The sequence below is a fragment of the Delftia deserti genome (assembly GCF_042653485.1).
In the GTDB taxonomy this organism is placed as follows: Bacteria; Pseudomonadota; Gammaproteobacteria; order Burkholderiales; family Burkholderiaceae_C; genus Comamonas; species Comamonas acidovorans.
On record NZ_JBHSIH010000001.1, the window covers coordinates 3,997,984 to 4,020,987 of the forward strand.

The following is a 23,004-nucleotide window of genomic DNA, read 5'->3' on the forward strand; positions in this document are numbered from 1 at the left end:
ACCGGGAAGCAGCATGGACTTCTCCAAATTCTTCATAGACCGGCCGATCTTCGCGGTCGTGCTCTCCATCATCCTGTTCGCCGTGGGGCTGGTCGCGATTCCGCAGCTGCCCGTGGGCGAGTATCCCGAGGTCGTGCCGCCCAGCGTGGTGGTGCGCGCCACCTATCCGGGCGCCAATCCCAAGGAGGTCGCCGAGTCGGTGGCCGTGCCGCTGGAGGAGGCCATCAACGGCGTCGAAGGCCTGATGTACATGAAGTCGGTCGCGGCGTCCGACGGCAGCCTGCAGGTGGTCTCCACTTTCCGCCCCGACGTCGATCCCGACACGGCCGCCGTGCGCGTGCAAAACCGCGTCAGCCAGGCCCAGAGCCGGCTGCCCGAGGAGGTGCGCCAGTTCGGCGTGACCACGCAAAAGCAGTCGTCCACGCCGCTGATGTACGTGGGCCTGGTCTCCCAGGACGGCCAGCATGACGCGCTGTACCTGCGCAACTACGTCACGCTCAAGATCAAGGACGTGCTGGCGCGCATTCCGGGCATTGGCGACGTGGGCATCTACGGCGCGGGCGACTACGCCATGCGCGTGTGGCTGGACCCGGACAAGGTGGCCGCGCGCCAGCTCACGGCGCCCGAGGTGATTGCCGCCATCCGCGAGCAGAACATCCAGGTCTCGGCCGGGCAGTTGGGCGCGCAGCCCAGTCCGCAGAGCGCGGACAAGCTGCTGTCCATCAACGTGCGCGGGCGGCTGAAGACGCCCGAGGAATTCGGCAGCATCGTGCTCAAGGGCGGCGCGGACGGCCAGGTCGTGCGCCTGGCCGACGTGGCGCGCATCGAGCTGGGCGCCAGCGACTACACGCTGCGCTCGTGGAGCGACAAGAAGAACATGGCGGCCGTGGGCATCTTCCTGTCGCCCGGCGCCAATGCGCTGGGCGTGGCCGAGCAGGTCTACGCGGCCATGGACAAGCTCTCCCAGGACCTGCCCGAGGGCGTGGCCTTCGAGACGGTCTGGGACCCCACGGTCTTCGTGCGCGACTCCATCAAGGCGGTGCAGAGCACGCTGATCGAGGCCGTCATCCTGGTGGTGCTGGTGGTCATCGTCTTCCTGCAGACCTGGCGCGCCTCCATCATTCCGCTGCTGGCCGTGCCCGTGTCCATCGTCGGCACCTTCGCGGGGCTGTACCTGCTGGGCTACTCCATCAACACGCTGACCCTGTTCGGCCTGGTGCTGGCCATCGGCATCGTGGTGGACGACGCCATCGTGGTGGTGGAGAACGTGGAGCGCTACATCGAGGAAGGGCACACGCCCCTGGAGGCGGCCCACCTGGCGATGAAGGAGGTCTCGGGCCCCATCATCGCCATCGCCCTGGTGCTGTGCGCGGTCTTCGTGCCCATGGCCTTTCTCAGCGGCGTGACGGGTCAGTTCTACAAGCAGTTCGCCGTGACGATCGCCATCTCCACGGTGATCTCGGCCATCAACTCGCTGACGCTGTCGCCCGCGCTGGCGGCCAAGCTGCTGCAGCCGCGCGGCGCGCCGCGCGATCCGCTGGCGCGCGGGCTGGACCGCAGCCTGGGCTGGCTCTTCCGACCCTTCAACCGCTTCTTCGACCGCAGCGCCCACGGCTACCAGAACTCGGTGGGGCATTCGCTGCGCCGCCGGGGCCTGGTGTTCGCGGTCTATGCGGCGCTGCTGGCGGGCACGGCCGTGCTGTTCCAGGCCGTGCCGGGCGGCTTCATCCCGCTGCAGGACAAGCTGTACCTGTTCGGCGGCGCCAAGCTGCCCGAAGGGGCTTCGCTGAACCGCACGGATGCGGTCACGCGCCAGATGGTCGATGCCGCCAAAAGCGTGGAAGGCGTGGACATGGTCGCCGCCTTCGCGGGCTTCAACGCGCTGCAGTCCACCACCACGCCCAACCTGACCAGCGCCTACATCATGCTCAAGCCCTTCGGCGAGCGCACGCGCAGCGCCGAGGCCATCAATGCCGAGCTGGGCGCGAAGTTCTCGCAGATCGAGGGCGGCTTCGCCTATGCGCTGATGCCCCCGCCCATCCAGGGCCTGGGCAACGGCTCGGGCTACTCGCTGTTCCTGCAGGACCGCGCGGGCCTGGGCTACGCGGCGCTGCAGCAGGCGCTGCAGGCCTTCCAGGCCGAGATCGCCAAGACACCGGGCATGACTTACCCGGTCAGCAGCTACCAGTCCAACATCCCGCAGCTGGAAGTCAAGGTGGACCGCACCAAGGCCAAGGCCCAGGGCGTGGCACTGACCGACCTGTTCCAGACGCTGCAGGCCTACCTGGGATCGGTCTACGTCAACGACTTCAACGCCTTCGGCCGCGTCTGGCGCGTGATGCTGCAGGCCGACGCGGACCACCGCCAGACCGTGGAGGACATCGCCAGCCTGCGCACGCGCAATGCACGCGGCGAGATGGTGCCCATAGGTTCCATGGTCACCGTGGTGCCCAGCTTCGGCCCCGACCCGGTGCTGCGCTACAACGGCTTCCCGGCGGCCGATCTGATCGGCGACTCCGACCCGCGCGTGCTGTCCTCGGGCGAGGTGCTGGCCAAGCTCCAGGAGATCGCGCAGCGCACGCTGCCGCGCGGCATCGAGCTGGCCTGGACCGACCTGAGCTACCAGCAGGTGGAGCAGAGCAACGCCGCGGCCGTGGTCTTCGCCATTGCCGTGATGCTGGTCTTCCTGGTGCTGGCCGCGCTCTACGAAAGCTGGACGCTGCCGCTGGCCGTGATCCTCATCGTGCCCGTGTGCATCTGCGCGGCGCTGTTCGGCGTCTGGCTGGCCGGCGGCGACAACAACGTCTTCGTGCAAGTGGGACTGGTGGTGCTGATGGGGCTGGCCTGCAAGAACGCCATCCTGATCGTGGAATTCGCGCGCGAGCTGGAGCTGCGCGGCGTGGGCATCGTCGATGCCGCGCTGCAGGCCTGCCGCCTGCGGCTGCGGCCCATCGTCATGACCTCGATCGCCTTCATCGCGGGGGCCGTGCCCCTGCTCATCGGCGGCGGCGCGGGCAGCGAGGTGCGCGCGGCCACGGGCGTGACCGTGTTCTCGGGAATGCTGGGCGTGACCCTGTTCGGCCTGTTCCTCACGCCGGTGTTCTACGTCACGCTGCGCCGGCTTTCGGGCCGCGCGCTGACGGGGCATGCGCCTGCGCATTCCACCGGGCCTGCCCAGCCCGCTTCCCTGGAGTCCCCACATGCCTGAGATACGCAAGTCCCTGAGCCGCCACGCGCTGGCGCTGGCATCCGCCGCCCTGGTGGGCGGCTGCGCGGTCGGCCCCGACTTCAAGGCGCCTGCTGCGCCGCAGGCCGGGGCGCAGTTCGCGCGGGCCGAGCCTGCACCGGCCACCCCGCAGGCCGAGCCCGACGCCGCCTTCTGGCGCCAGTTCCAGGACCCGCAGCTGACGCAGCTGGTGGAGCGCGCGCTGGGCGACAACCAGGACCTGCAGGTGGCGCTGGCGCGGCTGGACGGTGCCCAGGCGCTGCTGCGCGAAAGCCGCTTCGACCAGCTGCCCACGGTCACGATGTCGGGCCGGGCCACGCAGCAAAAGCTCAGCGAGAGCGAGGCCTTCTATGGCCCGCGCAGCCAGCGCAGCTACACCGCCGGGCTGTCGGCCAGCTGGGAGATCGACGTGTTCGGCCGCGTGCGGCGCAGCATCGAGGCGCGGCATGCCGACCTGCGCGCCGATGCGGCCGACCTGGCGGCCCTGCAGGTGGCCATTGCGGCCCAGGTGGCGGGCAGCTACGCCGACCTGCGCGGCTGGCAGCAGCGCCTGGCCTTGGCGCAGGCCAACGCGGCCAACCAGCAGGACACGCTGCGCCTGGTGCAGCTGCGCCTGGCGCACGGCAGCGGCACCGAGTTCGACCTGGCGCGCGCCCAGGCCCAGCTGGAGGCCACGCGCTCGCGCATTCCCGCGCTGCAGGCGCAGATCGCCATGGCACAGCACCGGCTGGCCGTGCTCACGGGCCAGGTGCCCGAGGCGCTGATCGCCGCGCTGGATGTGCCTGCCGCCCTGCCGCAGCTGCCGCCGGCCATCGACCCCGGCACGCCGGCCGGCCTGCTGCGCCGGCGCCCGGACGTGGCCGTGGCCGAGGCACGGCTGCATGCGGCCACGGCACGCATCGGCGTGGCCACGGCCGACCTGTTCCCGCGCCTGTCGCTGGGCGGGCTGCTGGGCAGCACGGCGTTGCACGGCGGCTCGCTGTTCGAGGGCGCCAGCGCCCGCAGCAGCGTGTTCCTGGGCGTGGACTGGTCCTTTCTCGACGTGGGCCGCGTGCGGGCGCGCATCGCGGCCAGCGAGGCTGGCGCCCAGGCCGCGCTGGCCCAGTACCAGCAGACCGTGCTGCTGGCGCTGGAGGACACTGAGAACGCCCTGGTGCGCCTGCAGCGCACGCGCAGCGAAGACGCCCACCTGGCCCAGGCCGCCGAGCAGCGCCAGCGTGCCGAGCAACTGGCGCAGCGCCGCTACCAGCTGGGCAGCGTGGGCCTGTACGAAGTGCTGGATGCGCAGCGCGACCTGTATGCGGCCCAGGACGCGGCCGCCGACAGCCGTGCGCGCGGCCTGCGCGCCGCCGTGGCGCTGTACCAGGCCCTGGCCGGTGGCTGGGACGGAAAGCTGCCGCCGGCCTGAGCGCGCGGCGCGCATTGCCACAAGGGACGGCCAGGCGCCGTCCCTTTTTTCTTGTCCGGCGCCCCCGGTGAAAACCACGAGGACCAGGGGCTTGCCTCATTTTTTTCTTATCGGATAATTTTCTTATCGGAAAAAAGAGTGATCAATGATGGAAAACCAAGTTCTGGATTTCGCCGTGATCGGTGGCGGCATGGCCGGTGCCTCCGTGGCCTGGCGGCTGGCCGGGGGCGGCGCCTCGGTGCTGGTGCTGGAACGCGAGCCGCAGCCCGGCTACCACGCCACGGGCCGCTCGGCCGCCATGTTCATGGAGAGCTACGGCACCGCGCAGATACGCGCGCTGACACGCGCCAGCCGTGGCTTCTACAGCGCGCCGCCCGAAGGTTTTTGCGAGCACGCGCTGCTGCAGCCGCGCAGCGTGCTCTACATAGGAACGGCCGGCCAGGAGTCCCAGCTGGACGAGGCCCTGGCCATGTACCGCCGCGACGGCCTGCGCGCCGAGCGCATCGACGCGCGCCAGGCCTGCGCCCTGGTGCCCTGCCTGCAGGAGAGCCTGCTCGTGGGCGCCGTGCATGACCTGGATGCCATGGACATCGACGTGGCCGAACTGCACCAGGGCTTTCTGCGCGGCATGGCGCGTGCCGGTGCGCGGCTGCGCTGCGGCGCCGAACTGTCCGGCGCCGAGCGTGGGGTGGATGGCGATGGCCAGGGCCTGTGGACGCTGGCGCTGCAGGACGGCACGCAGGTCCGTGCCCGCGCCGTGGTCAATGCCGCAGGCGCCTGGGCCGATGCCGTGGCCCGGCTGTGCGGCGCGCGGCCGCTGGGCATCGAGCCCCGGCGCCGCTCGGCCTTCACCTTTGCCGCACCCGAGGGCGAGGACATCCACGGCTGGCCTGCCGTGATCGGCGTGGACGAGAGCTTCTACTTCAAGCCCGATGCAGGCCAGTTGCTGGGCTCGCCCGCCAATGCCGATCCCGTGCCGGCGCACGATGTGGTGGCTGAGGAGCTGGACGTGGCCATGGGCATAGACCGCATCGAGACACTGACCCGCCTGCGCATACGCCGGCCGCGCCATGTCTGGGCCGGGCTGCGCAGCTTTGCGCCCGACGACGACTTCGTGATCGGCTGGGATGCCCGGCGCGAGGGATTTTTCTGGCTGGCCGGGCAGGGCGGCTACGGCATACAGACGGCAGCCGGCGCCTCGGCCGCCGCGGCCGCGCTGCTGATGCGCGAGCCGCTGCCCGCCGAGCTGCTGGCCCAAGGCGTCGATGCCCTGCGGCTGAGTCCGGCGCGCTTCGCTGCCTGAGCCGTCATCCCTTTTTCACCTTTTCAGCCCCCGCAACACACAACAATCCAAGGAGACAGGCATGGGTGCATTCAAGGAAGTGAGCAGGATTGCCGGCGCCTTCGTCGGCGTCATCGTCGGGGCGGGCTTCGCCTCGGGACAGGAGATATTGCAGTTCTTCGCGGGCTTTGGCGCCATCGGCCTGGCGGGCTGCCTGGTGGCGGCCCTGGCCTTCGTCTTCCTGTCCATGGCGTTCTCCACCATGGGCCAGCGCCTGCAGGCCGGCTCGCACAAGGAGGTGGTGCAGGCCCTGCTGGGCCGGCATGTGGGCATGGTGTTCGATGTGCTGATCACCTTCTTCCTGTTTGCCATCACGGTGGTCATGCTGGCGGGCGCGGGCTCGCTGCTGCACCAGTGGCTGGGCCTGCCCGAGGTCTGGGGCAGCGTGCTGGCCACCGTCGCCACGGTGCTCATCGTCTGCCTGGACGTGGGCCGGGTGATCGCCTTCATCGGCGCCGTCACGCCGCTGCTGGTGTTCATGACCGTGGTGGTCGCCGGCTACGTGCTGCTGACGCCCCACGGCGACATGGCCGCGCTGGAGGCCGCCGCCGCCGCCCAGCCCCGGGGCGCCGGCCACTGGCTGGTGGCGGCGCTGCTCTATGTCTCCTACAACGTGGTGGCGGGCATGCCCTTCCTGGTGATCATGGGCGGGCAGGCCAGCTCGCGCCGCGTGGCGCTGTGGGGCGGCGTGGCGGGCGGGCTGCTGCTGGGCCTGCTGATGCTGATGATCGCGGCCGCGATGTACTGGCGCATGGATACGCTGGGCGGCCTGTCCATGCCCATGCTGTCGCTGGCCACGCAGATCTCGCCCTGGCTGGGGCATCTGATGTCGCTGGTCATCTTCGGCATGATCCTCAACACGGCCGTGGGCATGCTCTATGCCTTCGTGGCCCGCGTCCTGCCGGCCGGCACGCCGCGTTTTCGCTGGGGCACGGGCGTGGCGGGCGTGCTGGCCCTGGGCGGCAGCTTCGCGGGCTTCATCACGCTGGTGGGCATGGTCTACCCGGTCTATGGCTACATCGGCTTTGCCCTCATGGCCTGCGCGCTGGTGGGCTGGCTGCGCATGGGCCGCAGGCAGGCGCCCGGGGCCGGCCTGCGCGGTGCCTGACGGCCGGGCCTGACCCTAGAATCGGGCGGTCGCCAGCACCGATCGCCCGCTTCATGCCCAGCCCCCGCACCAGATCCAGCCCCAGGCCCCGCCCTCTCCCCACGCCAGACCAGGTCCTCACCGCCGTGCTGCCGGGCGCCCGCACGGCCGCCGCCATGCCTGCGGGCAAGCACGAAGTGGGCGCCAAGCTGCGCAAGGCGCGCAAGGAGCGCGGCCTGACGCTGCAGCAGGTGGCCGAAAGCAGCGGGCTGGCCGTGTCCACCATCTCCAAGGCCGAGCGCGGCCAGATCGCGCTGAGTTACGAGAAGGTGCTCATGCTGGGCAACGCGCTGGACATCGACATGACACGGCTGTTCATGGTCGGGGACGCCCAGCAGGCGGCCGGCGACACGCCCACCGTGGTCAAGGACTGCTTCGAGGACGTGCAGCGCTACGAGACCGACCAGTACCTCTACAGCGTGCTGTGCGGCGCCTTCCCGGGCAAGAAGATGCAGCCCCTGGTGGCCGTGATCAATGCGCGCGAGGCCGGCGAGTTCTCCGAAACCATCCGCCATGCGGGCCAGGAGTTCGTGATGGTGCTCTCGGGCCGGGTGCGCATCCTGTTCGAGAACGGCGAATCGGTGGAGCTGGGCCGCCACGAGGTGGCGTATTTCGACAGCGGCGTGGGCCATGTGTATGTGAGCCTGAGCCGCCAGCCGGCTCAAGTCGTCTCTGTCTGCAGCTGAAATGGTTAGCACCCCCTGAGCGGCTGCGCCGCTTCCCCCTCTCTCGCTACGCGGGAGGGGGACGACGCCCTCGGTGCGGGGCGGCGCGGCCGGCATAGGCCCTTCCTCGGTGTCTCTGGCGTGGGGGTGCGCTAGTTTCATAGGTCGCGCCTCTTGTTTGGGGCGCAGACAGGTTTTCTGGGGGAATCCTCGTGCCCGGCACGGCCGCCCCGGAGTTCCTACAATCGCTGCCCATGAGCCTGCCCCAGTACACCCGCGCCAAAGAGCTTCCCGCCATCCTTGCCAAGCGCCTCGTCATTCTTGACGGCGCCATGGGCACCATGATCCAGCGCTTCAAGCTGGGAGAGGCCCAGTACCGGGGCCAGGGCTACAAGGGCCCCGGCAGCGTGGGCGACCGCTTCAAGGACTTCCCGCATGACGTCAAGGGCAACAACGAGCTGCTGTCGCTCACCCGTCCCGACGTGATCCGCGACATCCATGAAAAGTACCTGGCGGCCGGCGCCGACCTGATCGAGACCAACACCTTCGGCGCGACCACCATCGCGCAGGACGACTACCACATGGCCGATCTGGCGCGCGAGATGAATCTCAAGAGCGCCCAGCTGGCCCGCGCGGCCTGCGACAAGTACAGCACGCCCGGCCATCCGCGCTACGTGGCCGGCGCCCTGGGCCCCACGCCCAAGACGGCCAGCATCAGCCCCGACGTGAACGATCCGGGAGCGCGCAACGTGAATTTCGAGCAGCTGCGCCAGGCCTACCTGGAGCAGACGCTGGCGCTGATCGAGGGTGGCGCCGACGTCATCCTGGTCGAGACCATCTTCGACACGCTCAATGCCAAGGCCGCGCTGTTCGCGGTGGACGAGGCCTTCGAGCAAAGCGGCGAATGCCTGCCCATCATGATCAGCGGCACGGTGACCGATGCCTCGGGCCGCATCCTGTCGGGCCAGACGGTGACGGCCTTCTGGCACAGCGTGCGCCATGCCAACCCGCTGTCCATCGGCCTGAACTGCGCGCTGGGCGCGGCACTGATGCGCCCCTACGTCCAGGAACTGAACAAGGCCGCGCCCGAGACCTTCATCAGCTGCTACCCCAACGCCGGCCTGCCCAATCCCATGAGCGACACGGGCTTCGACGAGACGCCCGAGGTCACCAGCCGCCTGGTGCACGAATTCGCGTCCGAAGGCCTGGTCAACATCGTGGGCGGTTGCTGCGGCACCACGCCGGACCACATCGGCGCCATCGCCAAGGCCGTGGGCAGCACGCCCACGCGCCGCCTGTTCTACCCGGAATCGGCCTGATGGCCCGGGCGGAGCCTCTGACATGAGTTCGCCGCTGCCGCCCGTCCCGTCCCCAGCCGCAGGGCTGCCGCTGCCAGCGCCTGTGTCTATGCCTGTGCCCGGCCCGGCCGCTGGCGCACCGGTGGCGCCACAGGCACCGTCCGCTGCCGCGTCACCTTCCGTTCCCGTCACGCTGCCAGCGGCCACGGCCGTGCGCTGGTCGCCCGAGATGCTGCAAAGCCTGCGCCTGCAGGCCTTCGAGCAATTGGTGGCCCAGCTGGCGCGCCAGGTCCAGTCCAGCCCCGGCGCGCCCGCGCCGCAGTGGCCCGCCAGCGGCGTGTCCGAGGCGCTGGGCCGGCTGCTGGAGGCCTTGCTGGCCCAAGTAGGTACCCAGCAGGGCCAGGCCCTGCAACTGCTTGCAGCCCAGCCGGGTTCGGCGGCCTTGCTGCAGGCGCTGGCCGCCGGCACGACAGCTGGTACAGCACCGGCCGGAGGGCAAGCGCAGTCATCCCAGAGTCCGCAGACGGGGACATCGGCCTCTGCCCAGGCCGGCGCCGCGCCGCAGGCGGCGTCTTCCTCGCCTGCACTGCAGGCCGCAGCCTCCCTGCAGCCCTCTGCTGCCGCAGTGACGCTGGCCGTGGCAGCCGCCAAGGCCAAGGTGGTGGATGCGCTGCTCGCCGGATCGGGGCTGGCGCCGCAGGCCGGTGCCAGCGCGCCTGGAGGTGTTGCAGGCGGTGCTACCCAGACCCTGCCCGCACTGCAAAGCTGGTGGGTACAGCAGGGCACGCTGCTGACGCCCCAGGGCGAGCGCGGCTTCACGCTGAGCCTGCAGGTGCCCCAGGCTTGGGCGCAGGCGCAGGGCGCGGCCATGGCGCTGGCGGCCGCATCGGCTTCCGCGCCGGGTGCGGCCCCTTTCACGGCGGCTGCGGCCCTGCCTGCGGGCGCTGCGCTGCCCTTGGCGGGCGCGCAGGCCACGGAGCCGGGCCTGCGCCTGCCGCTGGATGCATCGCTGCAATCGCTGGCCTCGGGGCCGGTAGCCGTGGTGCTGCAGCCGCGTGGCGCCGATGCGCTGCGCACCAGCGCCCTGCTGCTGCTGGAGCTGCAGCCGCTGCGCCAGCCCGGTGGCGCCATGGCGTCGCCGGCCGGGCTGGCCTCGGTGGCTTCGCTGTCGCCCGCGTTCGCGCAGGAAGTGCAGCAGATGCTGCAGCAGCGCAACGATCCCTGGCTGCACATGGCGGCGGCCCAGGCCTCGGGCGCGCTGCCGCGCGAGCGCCGGGCCTTCGAGCACCAGTCGCATTTCTGTACCACCGAAGGCTGCCAGTACCAGGGCCGCGCGCCCTGTGCCCAGCCCTTTTGCAGCGAGATGAACCGGCTCTGGGACGTGTCGCGCACCGAGCGCAGCCGCTGAGACCGGCCTTGCGAAACTGACCGGGCCTGACGGTGGCGTGGTCATCACCGGCCCCAGCTTTCATAATGCCGCCTGTTGCCCGCCATCTGCGCGGATGACGTCTTTGGCCGGGATGTTCAATGAATGTGCAGCGATCATGCTGTGTTCTGCATTCTGGCTGCCTCCAAGTCGCCGCTGGCCACCCGCCCGCTGCGCACCGTTCCAGCCACCTCCGTCGTGGCAATCCCCGTCGCCGTTTGCGCATGCCCCAGGGCCGCGCCGGTGTTGTGCCATTTTTCATTTCCAGGAACCCGTTCAGGATGCGTTGTACTTCCCGCTTGACCCTTGCCTCCCTCGCCATCGCCGCCGCCTTGCCCGTGGCCGCCCAGTCGACTGCCACCGGCTCCAACGTCACCATCAGTGGCTATCTGGACGCGGGCGTGTTCCGGGATTTCGACAAGACCAGCAAGCTGGGGACGATTCAGCGCAGCAACCTGGCCATTGCCGGCATCGAGGACCTGGGCGGCGGCCTGAAGGCCACCTTCCGGCTGAGCACGCGCTTCGATCTGGACACGGGCCTGACCGAGGACTATCCGAAGAAGCCCTTCTGGCATGACGAGTCCACCGTGGGCCTGCAGGGCAGCTGGGGCCATCTGCGCCTGGGCCGTGCGCTCAGCGCCATGTGGAGCCAGGAGTGGCAGTTCGATCCCTGGTCCAACTTCAACCGCATCGCCTCGCCGGCCTGGCACATGGCCCACTACCTGACGCCGACCGACCGCGCCAGCAACAACGGCTCGCCCGAGTACGGCCGCATGTCCAACGGCGTGTTCTACGACTCGCCCAAGTTCGGCGGTTTCTCGCTGCACCTGAGCGCCTCGCCCGAGCGCACCGAGGCGCCGGGTCGCCAGGGCCGTGCGCGCTCGGTGTCGGTCAACTACGACCAGGGCGCGGTGGCGGCCATGCTGGCGCATGAGCGCAACGGCAGCGGCGACACCGACCTGTACATGGGCGGCAAATACCGCATCGGCACGGCAGCGGTGATGCTGGCCTATGACCGCAGCAAGTCGGGCACGCCCGGCACGGGGCCCGACAAGTCGCGCATGGTCTCGCTGGGCGCCACCTACGGCATGGGCGCGACCACGCTCAAGGCCAGCTATGCGCGCCAGCGCCTGGACCGCGATACCAACAACATGCTGTCGCTGGGCGCCGAGTACGCGCTGTCCAAGCGCACCATGCTCTACACCAGCCTGGGCCATCAGCGCTACGAGAACCAAAGCTCGCGCACGGCTTTCGGCGTCGGGATGGCCCATTCGTTCTGATCACCGCGCCCCCGCGCTCCAAGGCGGCTTCAGTGCGCTTCCCGGCGGCCTGGCCGGGCGGCGGCGTTGCCGACCCCTGCCAGGCGAGTGAACCGGGGGGACGGCGCGGGCTGGGGGGTGGCGGGCAGGGCGGTGAGTTCCAGGCCGCGCTCCAGCTTGAAGACGCTCACGGCCTGCTGCAGGCTATAGGCCTGCTCCTGCAGGGACTGTGCGGCGGCGGCGGCTTGCTCGACCAGGGCGGCGTTCTGCTGGGTGACCTGGTCCATCTGGGAGATGGCCTGGTTGATCTGCTCCAGGCCTGTCGTCTGCTCGACGCTGGCGGCCGTGATCTCTCCCATGATGTCGGTCACGTTGCGCACGCTGCTGACGATGTTCTGCATGGTCTGCCCGGCCTGCGCGACCAGGGCCGACCCGGTGCTGACCTTGCCGTTGGAGTCCTCGATCAGGAGCTTGATCTCCTTGGCTGCATCGGCGCAGCGCCGCGCCAGGGCGCGCACCTCGGCCGCCACCACGGCAAAGCCCCGGCCCTGCTCGCCCGCGCGTGCCGCCTCGACGGCAGCGTTGAGCGCGAGGATGTTGGTCTGGAAGGCGATGGCGTCGATCACGCCGATGATGTCGGCGATCTTGCGCGAGGAGGCATGGATGGCGTCCATGGTGTCCACCACCTGGGAGACCACCTCGCCGCCCTGCCGGGCGACGGCCGAGGCCGAGGCCGCCAGCTGGTTGGCCTGGCGCGCGTTGTCGGTGTTCTGACGCACCGTGACGGTGAGCTGCTCCATGGAGGCTGCGGTTTCTTCCAGCGAGCTGGCCTGCCGCTCGGTGCGTGCCGAAAGATCATTGTTGCCCGAGGCGATCTGGCTGGAGGCCGTGGCGATCGAGTCGGTGCCGTTGCGCACCTGCCGGACGATGTGGACGAGGCTCTGGTCCATGCGGTGCAGCGCGTGCAGCAGCCGGCCTGTTTCGTCGGTGGTGGTGGCCTGGATGCTGTGCGTCAGGTCGCCTTCGGCCACGGCCTGGGCCACGTCCAGCGCCTCGTTCAATGGCCGCGCCACGATGCGCGCCAGCGTGAGCGCCAGCGCCAGCCCCAGCAAAATGCTGGCTCCCAGCAGGCCGACCACCCAGCCGCGCGCGCTGCGGTAGAGGACATTGGCTTGGTCGTTGGCCTGCTGCCCGCCTTCGTGGTCGATCTGCACCATGCGGTCGATCTGGTCATACAGGCGTCGGCTCAGTTCCAGCGATTCGCCCTGGGACAGCACGAGGGCTTCGTCCTTGCGGCCGTTGCGCGCCAGGGCCATGACCAGGGCGTGCTCCTTGGCATACTCGGTGCGCAGCCGGCCCAGTTCGTCGTAGGTGGCCTTTTCCTGCTCGGTGCTGATAAAGCTGGCGTAGTTGTCGTAGTGGGCCTGGGTCTTCTTCCACAGCTCGCCCATGATCCTGTCGAAGGCACCGATGTCCTGGTCGCTGGTGGATATCAGGTACTGCAGCTCGTTGACGCGGTAGCGGGCCGTGGTGGCGCGGATGTCGAGCAACATGCGTGATGAAGGCATCCAGCGCGTGGCGATGTCGATGGACGCCTGGTTGATCCGGCTGAGCTGCAGCACGGCATAAAGGCCCACGAAGGTGGTCAATGCCAGGACGGCCACAAAGGCCAGCAGCAGCTTGGAGGAGATCTTGAGATTGCGAAAGGCTTGCATGGCGAAGTCCTGTAGGCATGTCCCTTGAACGGCAAGGGGAAAAAGGCGTGCAGCAGGGCGCACCTTGCCTGCCGTGCAGGGCAAGGTGGAACGGGTATCAGCGAAAGAGAAAACGAGGGCTGCAGTGCCCGTTCAGGGAGGAAACCAGCCCGAGGTCCGGCAGATGCGGCCCTTGACGCGAGGCCTCATGGCGCAGTCCCTGTCCGTGCGCCTGCGCTGCGGCGGGCGCTTCGCGGGCATGCCGCAGCAGCGGGGAAGATGCAGACGATTCCGAACAATCCGCCAGCACCGTCTGGCATGCGGACACCCGCTGCAGCCAGGCGTTCGGCGGCGGCTGCCGTGCGCTGCCGGCCGGCATTGCGGGTAGTTGTCCTAGGGACTTCGGACAGGGAAAAAGTGGCTATCTGCATCTGTGGTGGGAATTATTTCCGCACCGTCTGATGATGAGAATGCCTGCCATCTGATTTTCGATAGGACGTGTCCTAAAAGCCGTTTGCACGCCTGTGGCAAAGCCATCCGCGCCTGCGGATGGCCGGTTTCAAGGCATCGGAAACTTCGGCGCATCAAGGCGCCCGGTGTCTGTCGCCAGTCGCCAGTCGCTCAGACCACGCCCTTGCCGCGCAGGGCCTGCAGCTGTTGCGCATCCAGGCCCAGGCGCTCGCGCAGCACCTCGTCCGTGTGCTGGCCCAGGGCGGGCGGCGCATGGCGCAGCGTGGTGGGCGTGTCCGACAGGCGCAGCGGGCTGGCCGTGGTCACCACGCGGTTGATGGTCTCGCCGGCAGGCGGCATGGCACCCGGGTAGCGCTCCTGCTCCACGCGCAGGCCGCGCGCGCGCACCTGCGCATCGTCGAATGCCTGGCCGATGTGGTTGATGGGTCCGCAGGGCACGGCCTTGTCCTCCAGCAGCGAGATCCATTCGGCCGTGGGCCGGCCGCGCGTGAGATCTGCCATCAGCGGGATCAGCGTGTCGCGGTGGATGACGCGGGCGGAATTGGTGGCAAAGCGCTCGTCGCGCGCCCAGTCCACGCCGGCCGCCCCGCAAAAGCGCGCGAACTGGCCGTCGTTGCCTATGGCCAGCAGCATGCGGCCGTCGGCCGTGGGGAAGTCCTGGTAGGGCACGACGCTGGGGTGGGTGTTGCCCTGGCGGCCCGGCACATGGCCGGTGTTCAGGAAGCCCGCGCCCTGGTTGGCCAGCACGGCCATGGCCACGTCCAGCAAGGCCATGTCGATGTGCTGGCCGCGCCCCGTGTGGTGGCGTGCCTCCACGGCGCCCAGGATGGCCGTGGTCGCATACATGCCGGTGAACAGGTCGATCACGGCCACGCCCACGCGCAGCGGGCCGCCGCCGGGCTCGCTGTCGGCGCGGCCCGTGATGCTCATGAGCCCGCTCATGGCCTGCACCAGCAGGTCGTAGCCGGCGCGCGGCGCATAGGGCCCGGTCTGGCCGAAGCCCGTGACCGAGCAGTAGATCAGGCGCGGGTTCAGGGCGCTCAGCGAGGCATAGTCCAGGCCGTAGCGCTTGAGGCCCCCGGTCTTGAAGTTCTCCACCACCACATCGCTTTGCATGGCCAGCTCGCGGATCAGCTGCTGGCCCTCGGCCGTGGCCATGTCCACGGTGACCGATCGCTTGTTGCGGTTGCAGGCCGCGAAGTACACGGCGTTGTCCGAGGGGTTGCCTGCCGCGTCGGGGAAGAAGGGCGGGCCCCAGTGGCGCGTGTCGTCGCCCTCGCCGGGCTTTTCGATCTTGATCACGTCGGCCCCCATGTCGGCCAGGTTCTGGGTGCACCAGGGGCCGGCCAGCACGCGCGAGAGGTCGAGCACGCGCAGATGGCCCAGCGCTCCTGCGGTCTGGTTGGCCGCGTTGTTGATGGGGCTGGGGGAGGGGGTTTCGGTGTGGTTCATGGGCTGAGGCGGCTATCCCGGGCAGATGGGCCCATGCTACGGCGCGCGGGCCTGCTGCGGCTTCGCATTTGTGAAAGCGCGCGTTCGCGCCCGGCCGGCACTGCGGTTTGTACTGACGCGTGCGGCTCAGTACCGGGGCCTGCGGCTTTCTACAATGCCGGATGGCCATGCATTTCGATCTTGTGGATCTGCGCCTCATGGTGCACATCGCCGACGCCAACAGCATGACGCGTGGCGCGGAACTTTCCTTCATCTCCCTGCCGGCGGCCAGTACGCGCATCAAGAACCTGGAGGAGAGCATCGGCACCAAGCTGCTGTACCGCACCAGCCAGGGCGTGACGCTGACGCCGCCGGGCCAGGCCTTCGTCACCCATGCGCGCATGGTGCTGGGCCAGATCGAGCACCTGCGCGGCGACATGCAGGAGTACGTGCGCGGCATCAAGGGCCATGTGCGGGTGTTTGCCAACACCACCTCGCTGGGCGAGTTCCTGCCGCCCGTGCTGCGCCACTACCTGCGCCGCAATCCCGACGTGAACATCGACCTGCGCGAGCGCCTGTCGCACGACATCGTGCGTGCCGTGACCGAGGGGCAGACCGACATCGGCATCGTCGCCGGCCTGGTGCGCACCGAGAACCTGGAGACCCTGCCCTACCGCCGCGACCGCCTGGTGCTGGTCGTGCCGCGCGGCCATGCGCTCGATGGCGAGATGCAGATGGCCTTTGCCGACACGCTGGACCTGGACCATGTGGGCCTGCACGAATCCAGCGCCATACACGCCTTCCTGCGCCAGGCCAGCGACCAGCTGCACCGGCCCATCAAGCAGCGCATCCAGGTGGGCAACTTCGAGACGGCCTGCCGCATGATCGAGTCCGGCGTGGGCGTGGGCGTGCTGCCCGAGTCGGCCGCCAGCCGCCATGCGCATTCCATGGACATCGCCATCGTGCCGCTGTCCGATGCCTGGTCGGTGCGCGAGATGCAGATCTGCGTGCGCAGCCTGGAGGCCCTGCCGTCCTTCGCCCAGGAACTGGTGGAGCTGCTGGTGGCCGACGCGCAGGGCCGGCTCACGCTGGAGTAGCTTGGACTCAACTATTCAGTGCTTGCGCACGGCCTACGCAACTGGCGTGTTCCAAGCGCGAGACGCCGAGCAAGGGCCTACGCCGGCCGCGCCGCCCCGCAGCGAGGGCGTCGTCCCCCTCCCGCGAAGCGAGAGAGGGCGCCGTGCAACGGGGGAAGCGGCGTAGCCGCCCAGGGGGTGTTCATACCGTCGGTGCCAGCCAGTACTTGAAGGTGCCGGTGGCCGTGGCCACCAGCTTTCCGTCTTCATCGAGCAACTGCGCCGCGCAGCTGCACAGGCTGCGGCTGGCGTGCACCACCCAGCCTTCGGCCAGCAGCGCGCCCTTGCCCGGGCGGTGGAAGCGGCTGCTCATCTCCACCGTCACGGCGGTCTGCGATGGCGCACCGGGCAACTCGCCTGCAGCGCGCGACATCACGGAGTCCAGCAGCGTCATGAGCACGCCGCCGTGCGCGGCCGGCAGCTGGTTGAGCAGTTCCTCGCGCATGTGGGGCAGGCGCACATGGACCTTGCCGGGCGGCGCAGGCACCTGCGAGGCGCCGATCAGCCGCATGAAGGCATTGCGGTCGGGGGCCGGTGCGCTCATGCGGCTCATGCGGCGCGCGCCTCGCGCACCATGTTGCGCGCGATGATGACCTGCTGGATCTGGGTCGTGCCTTCGTACAGGCGAAACAGCCGCACGTCGCGGTAGAAGCGCTCGATGCCGAACTCGGCCAGGTAGCCCGAGCCGCCCAGGATCTGCACGGCGCGGTCGGCCACGCGGCCCACCATCTCGGTGGCGAACATCTTGCAGCACGAGGCCTCGGTGGAGACGTTGCGGCCTTCGTCGCGGCGGCGCGCGGCGTCGATCACCATGCACTCGGCCGCATACAGCTCGGCCTGGCTGTCGGCCAGCATGGCCTGCACCAGCTGGAACTCGCAGATGGGCTGGCCGAACTGCTTGCGCTCCAGCGCATAGTTCAGCGCGTCGCGCAGGATGCGCTGCGCCACGCCCACGCTCACGGCCGCGATGTGGATGCGGCCCTTGTCCAGCACCTTCATGGCGGTCTTGAAGCCCTGGCCTTCCTTCAGGCCGATGAGGTTGGCCGCCGGCACGCGCACGTTGTCGAAGAACACGTCGCAGGTGTGCGCGCCCTTCTGGCCCATCTTCACGTCGTTCTTGCCGAAGCTGATGCCCGGCGACTTCGCATCCACGATGAAGGCCGAGACGCCGCCCGCGCCCTTGTTGGCCGGGTCGGTGCGCGCCATCAGCGTGAACATGCCCGCATGCGGCGCATTGGTGATGAAGCGCTTGTTGCCGTTGACCACGTAGTGGTCCCCATCCCTGATGGCGGTGGTGCGCAGCGAGGCCGCGTCCGAGCCCGCCTCGGGCTCGGTCAGCGCGAACGAGGCCATGATCTCGCCCGTGGCCAGCTTGGGCAGCCAGGCGGCCTGCTGTTCGGGCGTGCCGTCGATGAGGATGCCCTGCGAGCCTATGCCCACGGTCGTGCCGATCACCGAGCGGAAGGCCGGCGCGGTCTGGCACAGCTCGAAGAGCACGCGCACCTCTTCCTCCATGGTCAGTTCCAGCCCGCCGAACTGCTCGGGGATGGTCATGCCGAACAGGCCCAGGTCGCGCATCTCCTGCACGATGGACTCGGGAATCTCGTCGGTCTCGGCCACTTCGTTCTCGGCGGGCACCAGGCGCTCGCGCACAAAGCGGCGCACGCTGTCCAGCAGGGCTTCGAGGGTTTCTTGGTCGCGGATCATTGCGGTGTTCTTTCTTCTCTCTACGGAATCAAAGCGCCTCGGCCGTACCCAGCACAGCCGTGGACTGGCTGGAAAGGGTGCCGCCATTGCCATGGACCACGGCCGTGCGGTGGCGTCCCAGCTGGCGCTGGCCGGCCTCGCCGCGCAGCTGGCGCACGGCCTCGATCAGCGCAAAGATGCCGTACATGCCCGGGTGCACGCAGGACAGGCCGCCGCCGTTGGTGTTCACGGCCAGCCGCCCGCCGGGCGCGATACCGCCCTTGGACACGAAGGCGCCGCCCTCGCCCTTGGCGCAAAAGCCCAGGTCCTCCAGGAACAGCAGGGTGTTGATGGTGAAGGCGTCGTAGAGCTGGGCCATGTCCATGTCGGCCGCGGTGAGCCCCGCCATGGCAAAGGCCTGGGCGCCCGACTGCGCGGCGGCCGTGGTGGTGAGGTCGGGCATGCAGGAGATCTGGCGGTTCCAGATCGCCGTGGCATTGCCCAGCACGTAGACGGGGGGGCGCGGCAGGTCGCGGGCGCGCTCGCCGCGCACCAGCACCAGGGCGCCCGCGCCATCGGTGACCAGACAGCAGTCGCGCACGCTCAAGGGGCTGGCGATGGGGCGGGCCGAGAGCACGTCCTCGATGGTCAGAGGGTCGCGCATGAAGGCTTCGGGATTGAGCTGGGCCCAGGCACGCGCGGCCACGGCCACCTCGGCCAGTTGCTCGCGCGTGGTGCCGAACTCGTGCATGTGGCGCGCGGCCGCCAGCGCATAGGCGGTCACGGGCAGCACGGGCTCGTAGGGGAACTCGTAGGGCTGCGGGTCCAGGAATCGCCGCGCCGCCTGGCCTTCCTTGCGGCCGAAGGTGGCCGAGCGCTGGGCGCTGCCGTAGCACACCAGCACGGCCTTGCACTGGCCGGCCTCCAGCGCGCGGATGGCGGGCAGCAGGTGGGCGATGAAGCTGCTGCCGCCGATCATCGTGCCGTCCACATAGGTGGGGTTGATGCCCAGGTGCTCGATCACGGGCATGGTCCACATGCTGGCGTTGACGCTGCAGGTGGCCAGGCCGTCGATGTCCTGCATGGTCAGGCCCGCATCGGCCACGGCCGCATGGGCGGCGCGCACCAGCAGGGTCATGTCGTCCATGCCGGGCGCCTCGCCGCAGCCATAGGTGGCGGCGCCGGCAATGGCCACGCGCCCGCGCAGCGGGCGGTTCACGGCGGCGGCGTCCAGGGTGGATTGGGGGATGCGGGTACTCATGCTGCACCTCCCTGCGATCCCTGTGCCGCCTGTCCAAGCGCGGGCTGGAACAGCACCAGGCCGCGTCCGTCCTTGCTCGCCACATGGGCGCTCACGCGCTGGCCTATGCGCACGTCGGCCGGCGCAATGCCTTCGACGCGGCCCATCATGCGCACGCCTTCGTCCAGGTCGATCAGGGCCACGTTGTAGTCGCCACCGGCATCGCTCTTGCGCGCGACGGTGCTGGTGGAGTAGACCGTGCCCTGGCCGCTGGCGCGTACCCAGCGCAGCGGGCTGGCGCCGCAGTGCGGGCACAGCTCGCGCGGGGTGAAGACATGGCGCGTGCATTGCGGGCACTGCTGCAGGCAGAAGCGGCCGGCATCGAGTTCGGCCTGGTAGTGGGTCTGTGCGCTCAGGTGCATGGGCGGTGTTTCCGTTCTCGGTGTTCTTGGCGCTGCGCCCGGCATGCGGCGCAGCGGCTGTCCGCCAGCATGCCCGCATCGCGGGGCCGCTTCAATTCGCCAATCTGGAAGGGTGGCTTCACCAGCGCCGGCGTCCGGCTGTCAACCCAGGGTTGCTGCCTAGGCGGGCCGGCGGGCGCGGCTGCTATGGTGTTTATGCATTCCCGGCCTTTTCTTCATACCCGCCCTGCGCCGCCTGCCGGCGCACCGAGGGCGCGCCGCTGCGTTGGCACGGCGCGGCGCCACAGCAAGGCCGGCGATGGCGTGCCGCAACCCGGCCCGTTCTCCGCTGTCGATCCCCACCCACCCAGGAGGTTTTTGCACATGACGGATACGCTGATCAAGGTGGACCTGAACCGCCCGCCCACCGACAACGAAAAGGTCCACAACCGCTGGCACCCGGACATTCCCATGGCCTGCTGGGTCCAGCCCGGCGACGACTTCATCCTGGAGACCTACGACTGGACCGGCGGCTTCATCAAGAACGACGACAGCGCCGACGACGTGCGCGACATCGACCTGACCACGGTGCACTACCTGTCCGGCCCCGTGGGCGTGAAGGGCGCCCAGCCCGGCGACCTGCTGGTGGTGGACCTGCTGGACATCGGCGCCAAGCCCGACAGCCTCTGGGGCTTCAACGGCTTTTTCTCCAAAAACAATGGCGGCGGCTTCCTGACCGACCATTTCCCCTCGGCCCAGAAATCGATCTGGGACTTCAAGGGCATGTTCACCAGCTCGCGCCACATACCAGGCGTGAACTTTCCCGGCCTCATCCACCCCGGCCTCATCGGCTGCCTGCCCGACCGGCCCATGCTGGAGATGTGGAACGAGCGCGAGCGCGCCCTGATCGCCACCGACCCCGAACGCGTCCCCGGCCTGGCCAACCCGCCCTCGGCCGGCACGGCCCACATGGGCCAGATGCGCGGCGAGGCCCGCGACAAGGCCGCTGCAGAAGGCGCGCGCACCGTGCCGCCGCGCGAGCACGGCGGCAACTGCGACATCAAGGATCTGTCGCGCGGCGCCAAGGTGTTCTTCCCCGTCTATGTGGACGGCGCGGGCCTGAGCGTGGGCGACCTGCACTTCAGCCAGGGCGATGGCGAGATCACCTTCTGCGGCGCCATCGAGATGGCCGGCTGGGTGCACATGAAGGTCAGCCTCATCAAGGGCGGCATGGCCAAGTACGGCATCAAGAACCCCATCTTCAAGCCCAGCCCCGTCACGCCGCGCTATGACGACTACCTGATCTTCGAGGGCATCTCGGTGGACGAGAGCGGCAGGCAGCACTACCTGGATGTCAACGTGGCCTACCGCCAGGCCTGCCTGAACGCCATCGAGTACCTGAAGAAATTCGGCTACAGCGGCGCCCAGGCGTATTCCATCCTGGGCACGGCGCCCGTGCAGGGCCATATCAGCGGCGTGGTGGACGTGCCCAACTCCTGCGCCACGCTGTGGCTGCCCACGGGCATCTTCGACTTCGACATCAACCCCAACGCGGCGGGGCCGGTCGTCCAGTTCGACGGCAGCGTGGACATGCCTCTGTCCCCCGACCTGCGCTGACGCCAAGGAGCCCGCCCATGCCCACCTACGACTATGACTGCGTGCAATGCGGCGGCTTCGAGGCCCTGCGGCCGCTGCGCCTGCGCGACGAGCCAGCGGCCTGCCCCGGCTGCGGCACGGCGTCCGCGCGCGTGCTGGCCGCAGCGCCCCGGCTGGCGCTGATGGCCGACGGCACGCGCCGCGCCATGGACACCAACGAGCGAGCGCGCCACGAGCCCGCCAGCTCGCGCGACTATGCGCGCTTCAAGCACCCGGCAGGCTGCGGCTGCTGCGGGTCGGGGCGGCGCAGCGCCACGGTTACGGCACCCAGCGGCGCAAAGTCCGCGCCCTCGCGGCGGCCCTGGATGATCAGCCACTAGAGGCGTGGGGCGTGGGGCGCCTGGCCTGGCGCGCTCCCAGGGTTTTCCCCGCTTGGGAGCGCTGGAAGCGCGCCTTCCATATTGGCGAAACACGGCGCAGGTCGGCTTGCCCAGAATGGGCCGCGCGGCAAGCCGCCGCCCGTTGCCCGGAGTTTCGCCATGCCCCCGTCTTCCTTCCCATCCTCTTCCCCGTCTTCCTTTTCGTCGCGCCGCCGCCGCCTGCTGTCCGCCGGTGGCGCGCTGGCTGCCGGCAGCCTCTTGCCCGCAGTCCGGCCGGCGTTTGCGGCCGATGCCTGGCCCACGCGGCCCGTGCGCTTCATCGTGCCCTTCCCGCCCGGCGGCCCCGTGGACACCACGGCGCGCGCCTTCACCCAGAAGCTGGGCGAGATCTGGCAGCAGCCCAACCTGGTGGATAACCGCGCGGGCGCCGGCGGCATGGTGGGTGCGGCCCTTGCGGCCAAGGAGCCGGCCGACGGCTACACGCTGTTCGTGGGCTCCATCCACCATGCGGTGAACCCGGCGCTGCAGCCGAAGATGACCTACGACATAGAGCGCGACTTCGCGCCCGTGAGCTTTGCCGCCATGTTCCCGGTCTTCCTGGTGGCCCATCCCTCGGTGCCCGCCAGCAATGTGCGCGAGCTGATCGCGCTGGCCAAGTCCGGCAACGGCCTGAGCTTCGGCTCCTCGGGCAATGGCGGCGGCACGCACCTGGCGGGCGAGCTGTTCAACATGCATGCGGGCATCAAGCTGCAGCACATTCCCTACAAGGGCAGCGCGCCGGCCATGAACGACCTGCTGGGCGGCCAGGTGCAGCTGATGTTTGCCGATGCGCCCAGCGCGCTGCAGCACATCAAGTCCGGCCGCATCAAGGTGCTGGGCGTGGCCAGCCGCCAGCGCTCGGCCATGCTGCCCGAGGTGCCCACCATTGCCGAGTCGGGCCTGCCCGAGTACGAGGCCTATTCCTGGGCCGCGCTGTTTGCGCCGGCCCGCACGCCGCCCGCCGTGCTGGCGCGCATCAACGCCGACTTCAACACCGCGCTGCGCGATGCCGCCGTGCGCCAGCGCCTGCTGACGGCGGGCGCCGAGGCCGACCCCGGCACCCAGCAGCAGATGCGCGAGCGCCTGGGCAGCGAGCTGCGCAAATGGGCCCAGGTGGTCAAGGTGGCCGGCATCCAGGCGGACTGAGCGCGGCGGCGGG

The 23,004-nt window shown here is 69.6% G+C and carries 18 protein-coding genes; 12 read left to right on the top strand and 6 right to left on the bottom strand.

Going from position 1 to position 23,004, the window contains the following annotated elements; all coding sequences use genetic code 11:
• Positions 1-13: 13 nt before the first annotated feature.
• From ACFPFG_RS19190 to ACFPFG_RS19225, 8 genes are all read left to right on the top strand, one after another.
• Complete coding sequence (locus ACFPFG_RS19190; RefSeq protein WP_034397640.1) at positions 14-3,208, top strand: efflux RND transporter permease subunit; 3,195 nt, start codon at positions 14-16, stop codon at positions 3,206-3,208.
• Positions 3,201-4,634 carry an efflux transporter outer membrane subunit gene (locus ACFPFG_RS19195; RefSeq protein ID WP_197954347.1) on the top strand — a complete coding sequence of 478 codons (1,434 nt, stop codon included), beginning with the start codon at positions 3,201-3,203 and terminating at the stop codon, positions 4,632-4,634. Before ACFPFG_RS19190 ends, ACFPFG_RS19195 begins: the two co-directional genes overlap by 8 nt.
• A 148-nt stretch (positions 4,635-4,782) precedes the next feature.
• On the top strand, positions 4,783-5,937 hold the full coding sequence (locus tag ACFPFG_RS19200) for an NAD(P)/FAD-dependent oxidoreductase (protein ID WP_269670912.1): 1,155 nt from the start codon (positions 4,783-4,785) through the stop codon (positions 5,935-5,937).
• Positions 5,938-5,998: 61 nt separating this feature from the next.
• Positions 5,999-7,084: a YkvI family membrane protein gene (locus tag ACFPFG_RS19205; RefSeq protein ID WP_197954350.1), complete on the top strand. Its 1,086-nt coding sequence runs from the start codon at positions 5,999-6,001 to the stop codon at positions 7,082-7,084.
• 53 nt (positions 7,085-7,137) lie between these two features.
• Positions 7,138-7,809: a helix-turn-helix domain-containing protein gene (locus tag ACFPFG_RS19210; RefSeq protein WP_197954351.1), complete on the top strand. Its 672-nt coding sequence runs from the start codon at positions 7,138-7,140 to the stop codon at positions 7,807-7,809.
• A gap of 233 nt (positions 7,810-8,042) precedes the next feature.
• Positions 8,043-9,107 (top strand): homocysteine S-methyltransferase family protein, encoded by a 1,065-nt coding sequence (locus ACFPFG_RS19215; protein WP_197954354.1) that lies wholly within the window; start codon positions 8,043-8,045, stop codon positions 9,105-9,107.
• Between the two features lie 22 nt (positions 9,108-9,129).
• Positions 9,130-10,494 (top strand): Fe-S oxidoreductase, encoded by a 1,365-nt coding sequence (locus tag ACFPFG_RS19220; RefSeq protein WP_197954356.1) that lies wholly within the window; start codon positions 9,130-9,132, stop codon positions 10,492-10,494.
• A gap of 299 nt (positions 10,495-10,793) precedes the next feature.
• The gene (locus ACFPFG_RS19225) at positions 10,794-11,792 is read left to right on the top strand and encodes a porin (protein WP_197954357.1); all 999 of its coding nucleotides are present in this window, start codon (positions 10,794-10,796) and stop codon (positions 11,790-11,792) included.
• Positions 11,793-11,821: 29 nt separating this feature from the next.
• Here ACFPFG_RS19225 and ACFPFG_RS19230 read toward each other — a convergent pair whose 3' ends face one another.
• Together ACFPFG_RS19230 and ACFPFG_RS19235 are read right to left on the bottom strand one after the other, a co-directional pair.
• Complete coding sequence (locus ACFPFG_RS19230) at positions 11,822-13,486, bottom strand: methyl-accepting chemotaxis protein (RefSeq protein WP_197954358.1); 1,665 nt, start codon at positions 13,484-13,486, stop codon at positions 11,822-11,824.
• A 600-nt stretch (positions 13,487-14,086) separates the two neighbouring features.
• A complete protein-coding gene (locus ACFPFG_RS19235; RefSeq protein ID WP_183021165.1) occupies positions 14,087-15,388 on the bottom strand; it encodes a CaiB/BaiF CoA transferase family protein in 1,302 nt (433 codons plus the stop codon).
• Positions 15,389-15,549: 161 nt separating this feature from the next.
• Between ACFPFG_RS19235 and ACFPFG_RS19240 the strand changes: the two genes are divergently transcribed.
• A complete protein-coding gene (locus ACFPFG_RS19240) occupies positions 15,550-16,464 on the top strand; it encodes a LysR family transcriptional regulator (protein ID WP_012202113.1) in 915 nt (304 codons plus the stop codon).
• A gap of 181 nt (positions 16,465-16,645) precedes the next feature.
• Here the strand turns inward: ACFPFG_RS19240 and ACFPFG_RS19245 are convergent, their stop codons facing one another.
• From ACFPFG_RS19245 to ACFPFG_RS19260, 4 genes are read right to left on the bottom strand one after another with little or no spacing between them, the layout of a single operon-like run.
• On the bottom strand, positions 16,646-17,047 hold the full coding sequence (locus ACFPFG_RS19245; RefSeq protein ID WP_043795651.1) for a PaaI family thioesterase: 402 nt from the start codon (positions 17,045-17,047) through the stop codon (positions 16,646-16,648).
• Between the two features lie 5 nt (positions 17,048-17,052).
• Positions 17,053-18,210, bottom strand: a complete 1,158-nt coding sequence (locus tag ACFPFG_RS19250) for an acyl-CoA dehydrogenase family protein (RefSeq protein WP_197954359.1) — start codon at positions 18,208-18,210, stop codon at positions 17,053-17,055.
• A gap of 28 nt (positions 18,211-18,238) precedes the next feature.
• Positions 18,239-19,450 (bottom strand): thiolase, encoded by a 1,212-nt coding sequence (locus ACFPFG_RS19255; RefSeq protein ID WP_183021167.1) that lies wholly within the window; start codon positions 19,448-19,450, stop codon positions 18,239-18,241.
• Entirely contained in the window at positions 19,447-19,851 is a 405-nt protein-coding gene (locus ACFPFG_RS19260; RefSeq protein ID WP_183021168.1) for a Zn-ribbon domain-containing OB-fold protein, read from the bottom strand. Before ACFPFG_RS19260 ends, ACFPFG_RS19255 begins: the two co-directional genes overlap by 4 nt.
• Positions 19,852-20,214: 363 nt before the next feature.
• On the opposite strand from ACFPFG_RS19260, the gene fmdA reads away from it, so the two are divergent.
• The 3 genes from fmdA to ACFPFG_RS19275 all read left to right on the top strand — a co-directional run bounded on the left by fmdA (position 20,215) and on the right by ACFPFG_RS19275 (position 22,991).
• The gene (fmdA, locus tag ACFPFG_RS19265) at positions 20,215-21,447 is read left to right on the top strand and encodes a formamidase (protein ID WP_197954360.1); all 1,233 of its coding nucleotides are present in this window, start codon (positions 20,215-20,217) and stop codon (positions 21,445-21,447) included.
• A gap of 17 nt (positions 21,448-21,464) precedes the next feature.
• Positions 21,465-21,806 (top strand): zinc ribbon domain-containing protein, encoded by a 342-nt coding sequence (locus tag ACFPFG_RS19270; RefSeq protein WP_183021170.1) that lies wholly within the window; start codon positions 21,465-21,467, stop codon positions 21,804-21,806.
• A 159-nt stretch (positions 21,807-21,965) separates the two neighbouring features.
• Complete coding sequence (locus tag ACFPFG_RS19275; protein ID WP_197954361.1) at positions 21,966-22,991, top strand: tripartite tricarboxylate transporter substrate binding protein; 1,026 nt, start codon at positions 21,966-21,968, stop codon at positions 22,989-22,991.
• Positions 22,992-23,004: the final 13 nt, after the last annotated feature.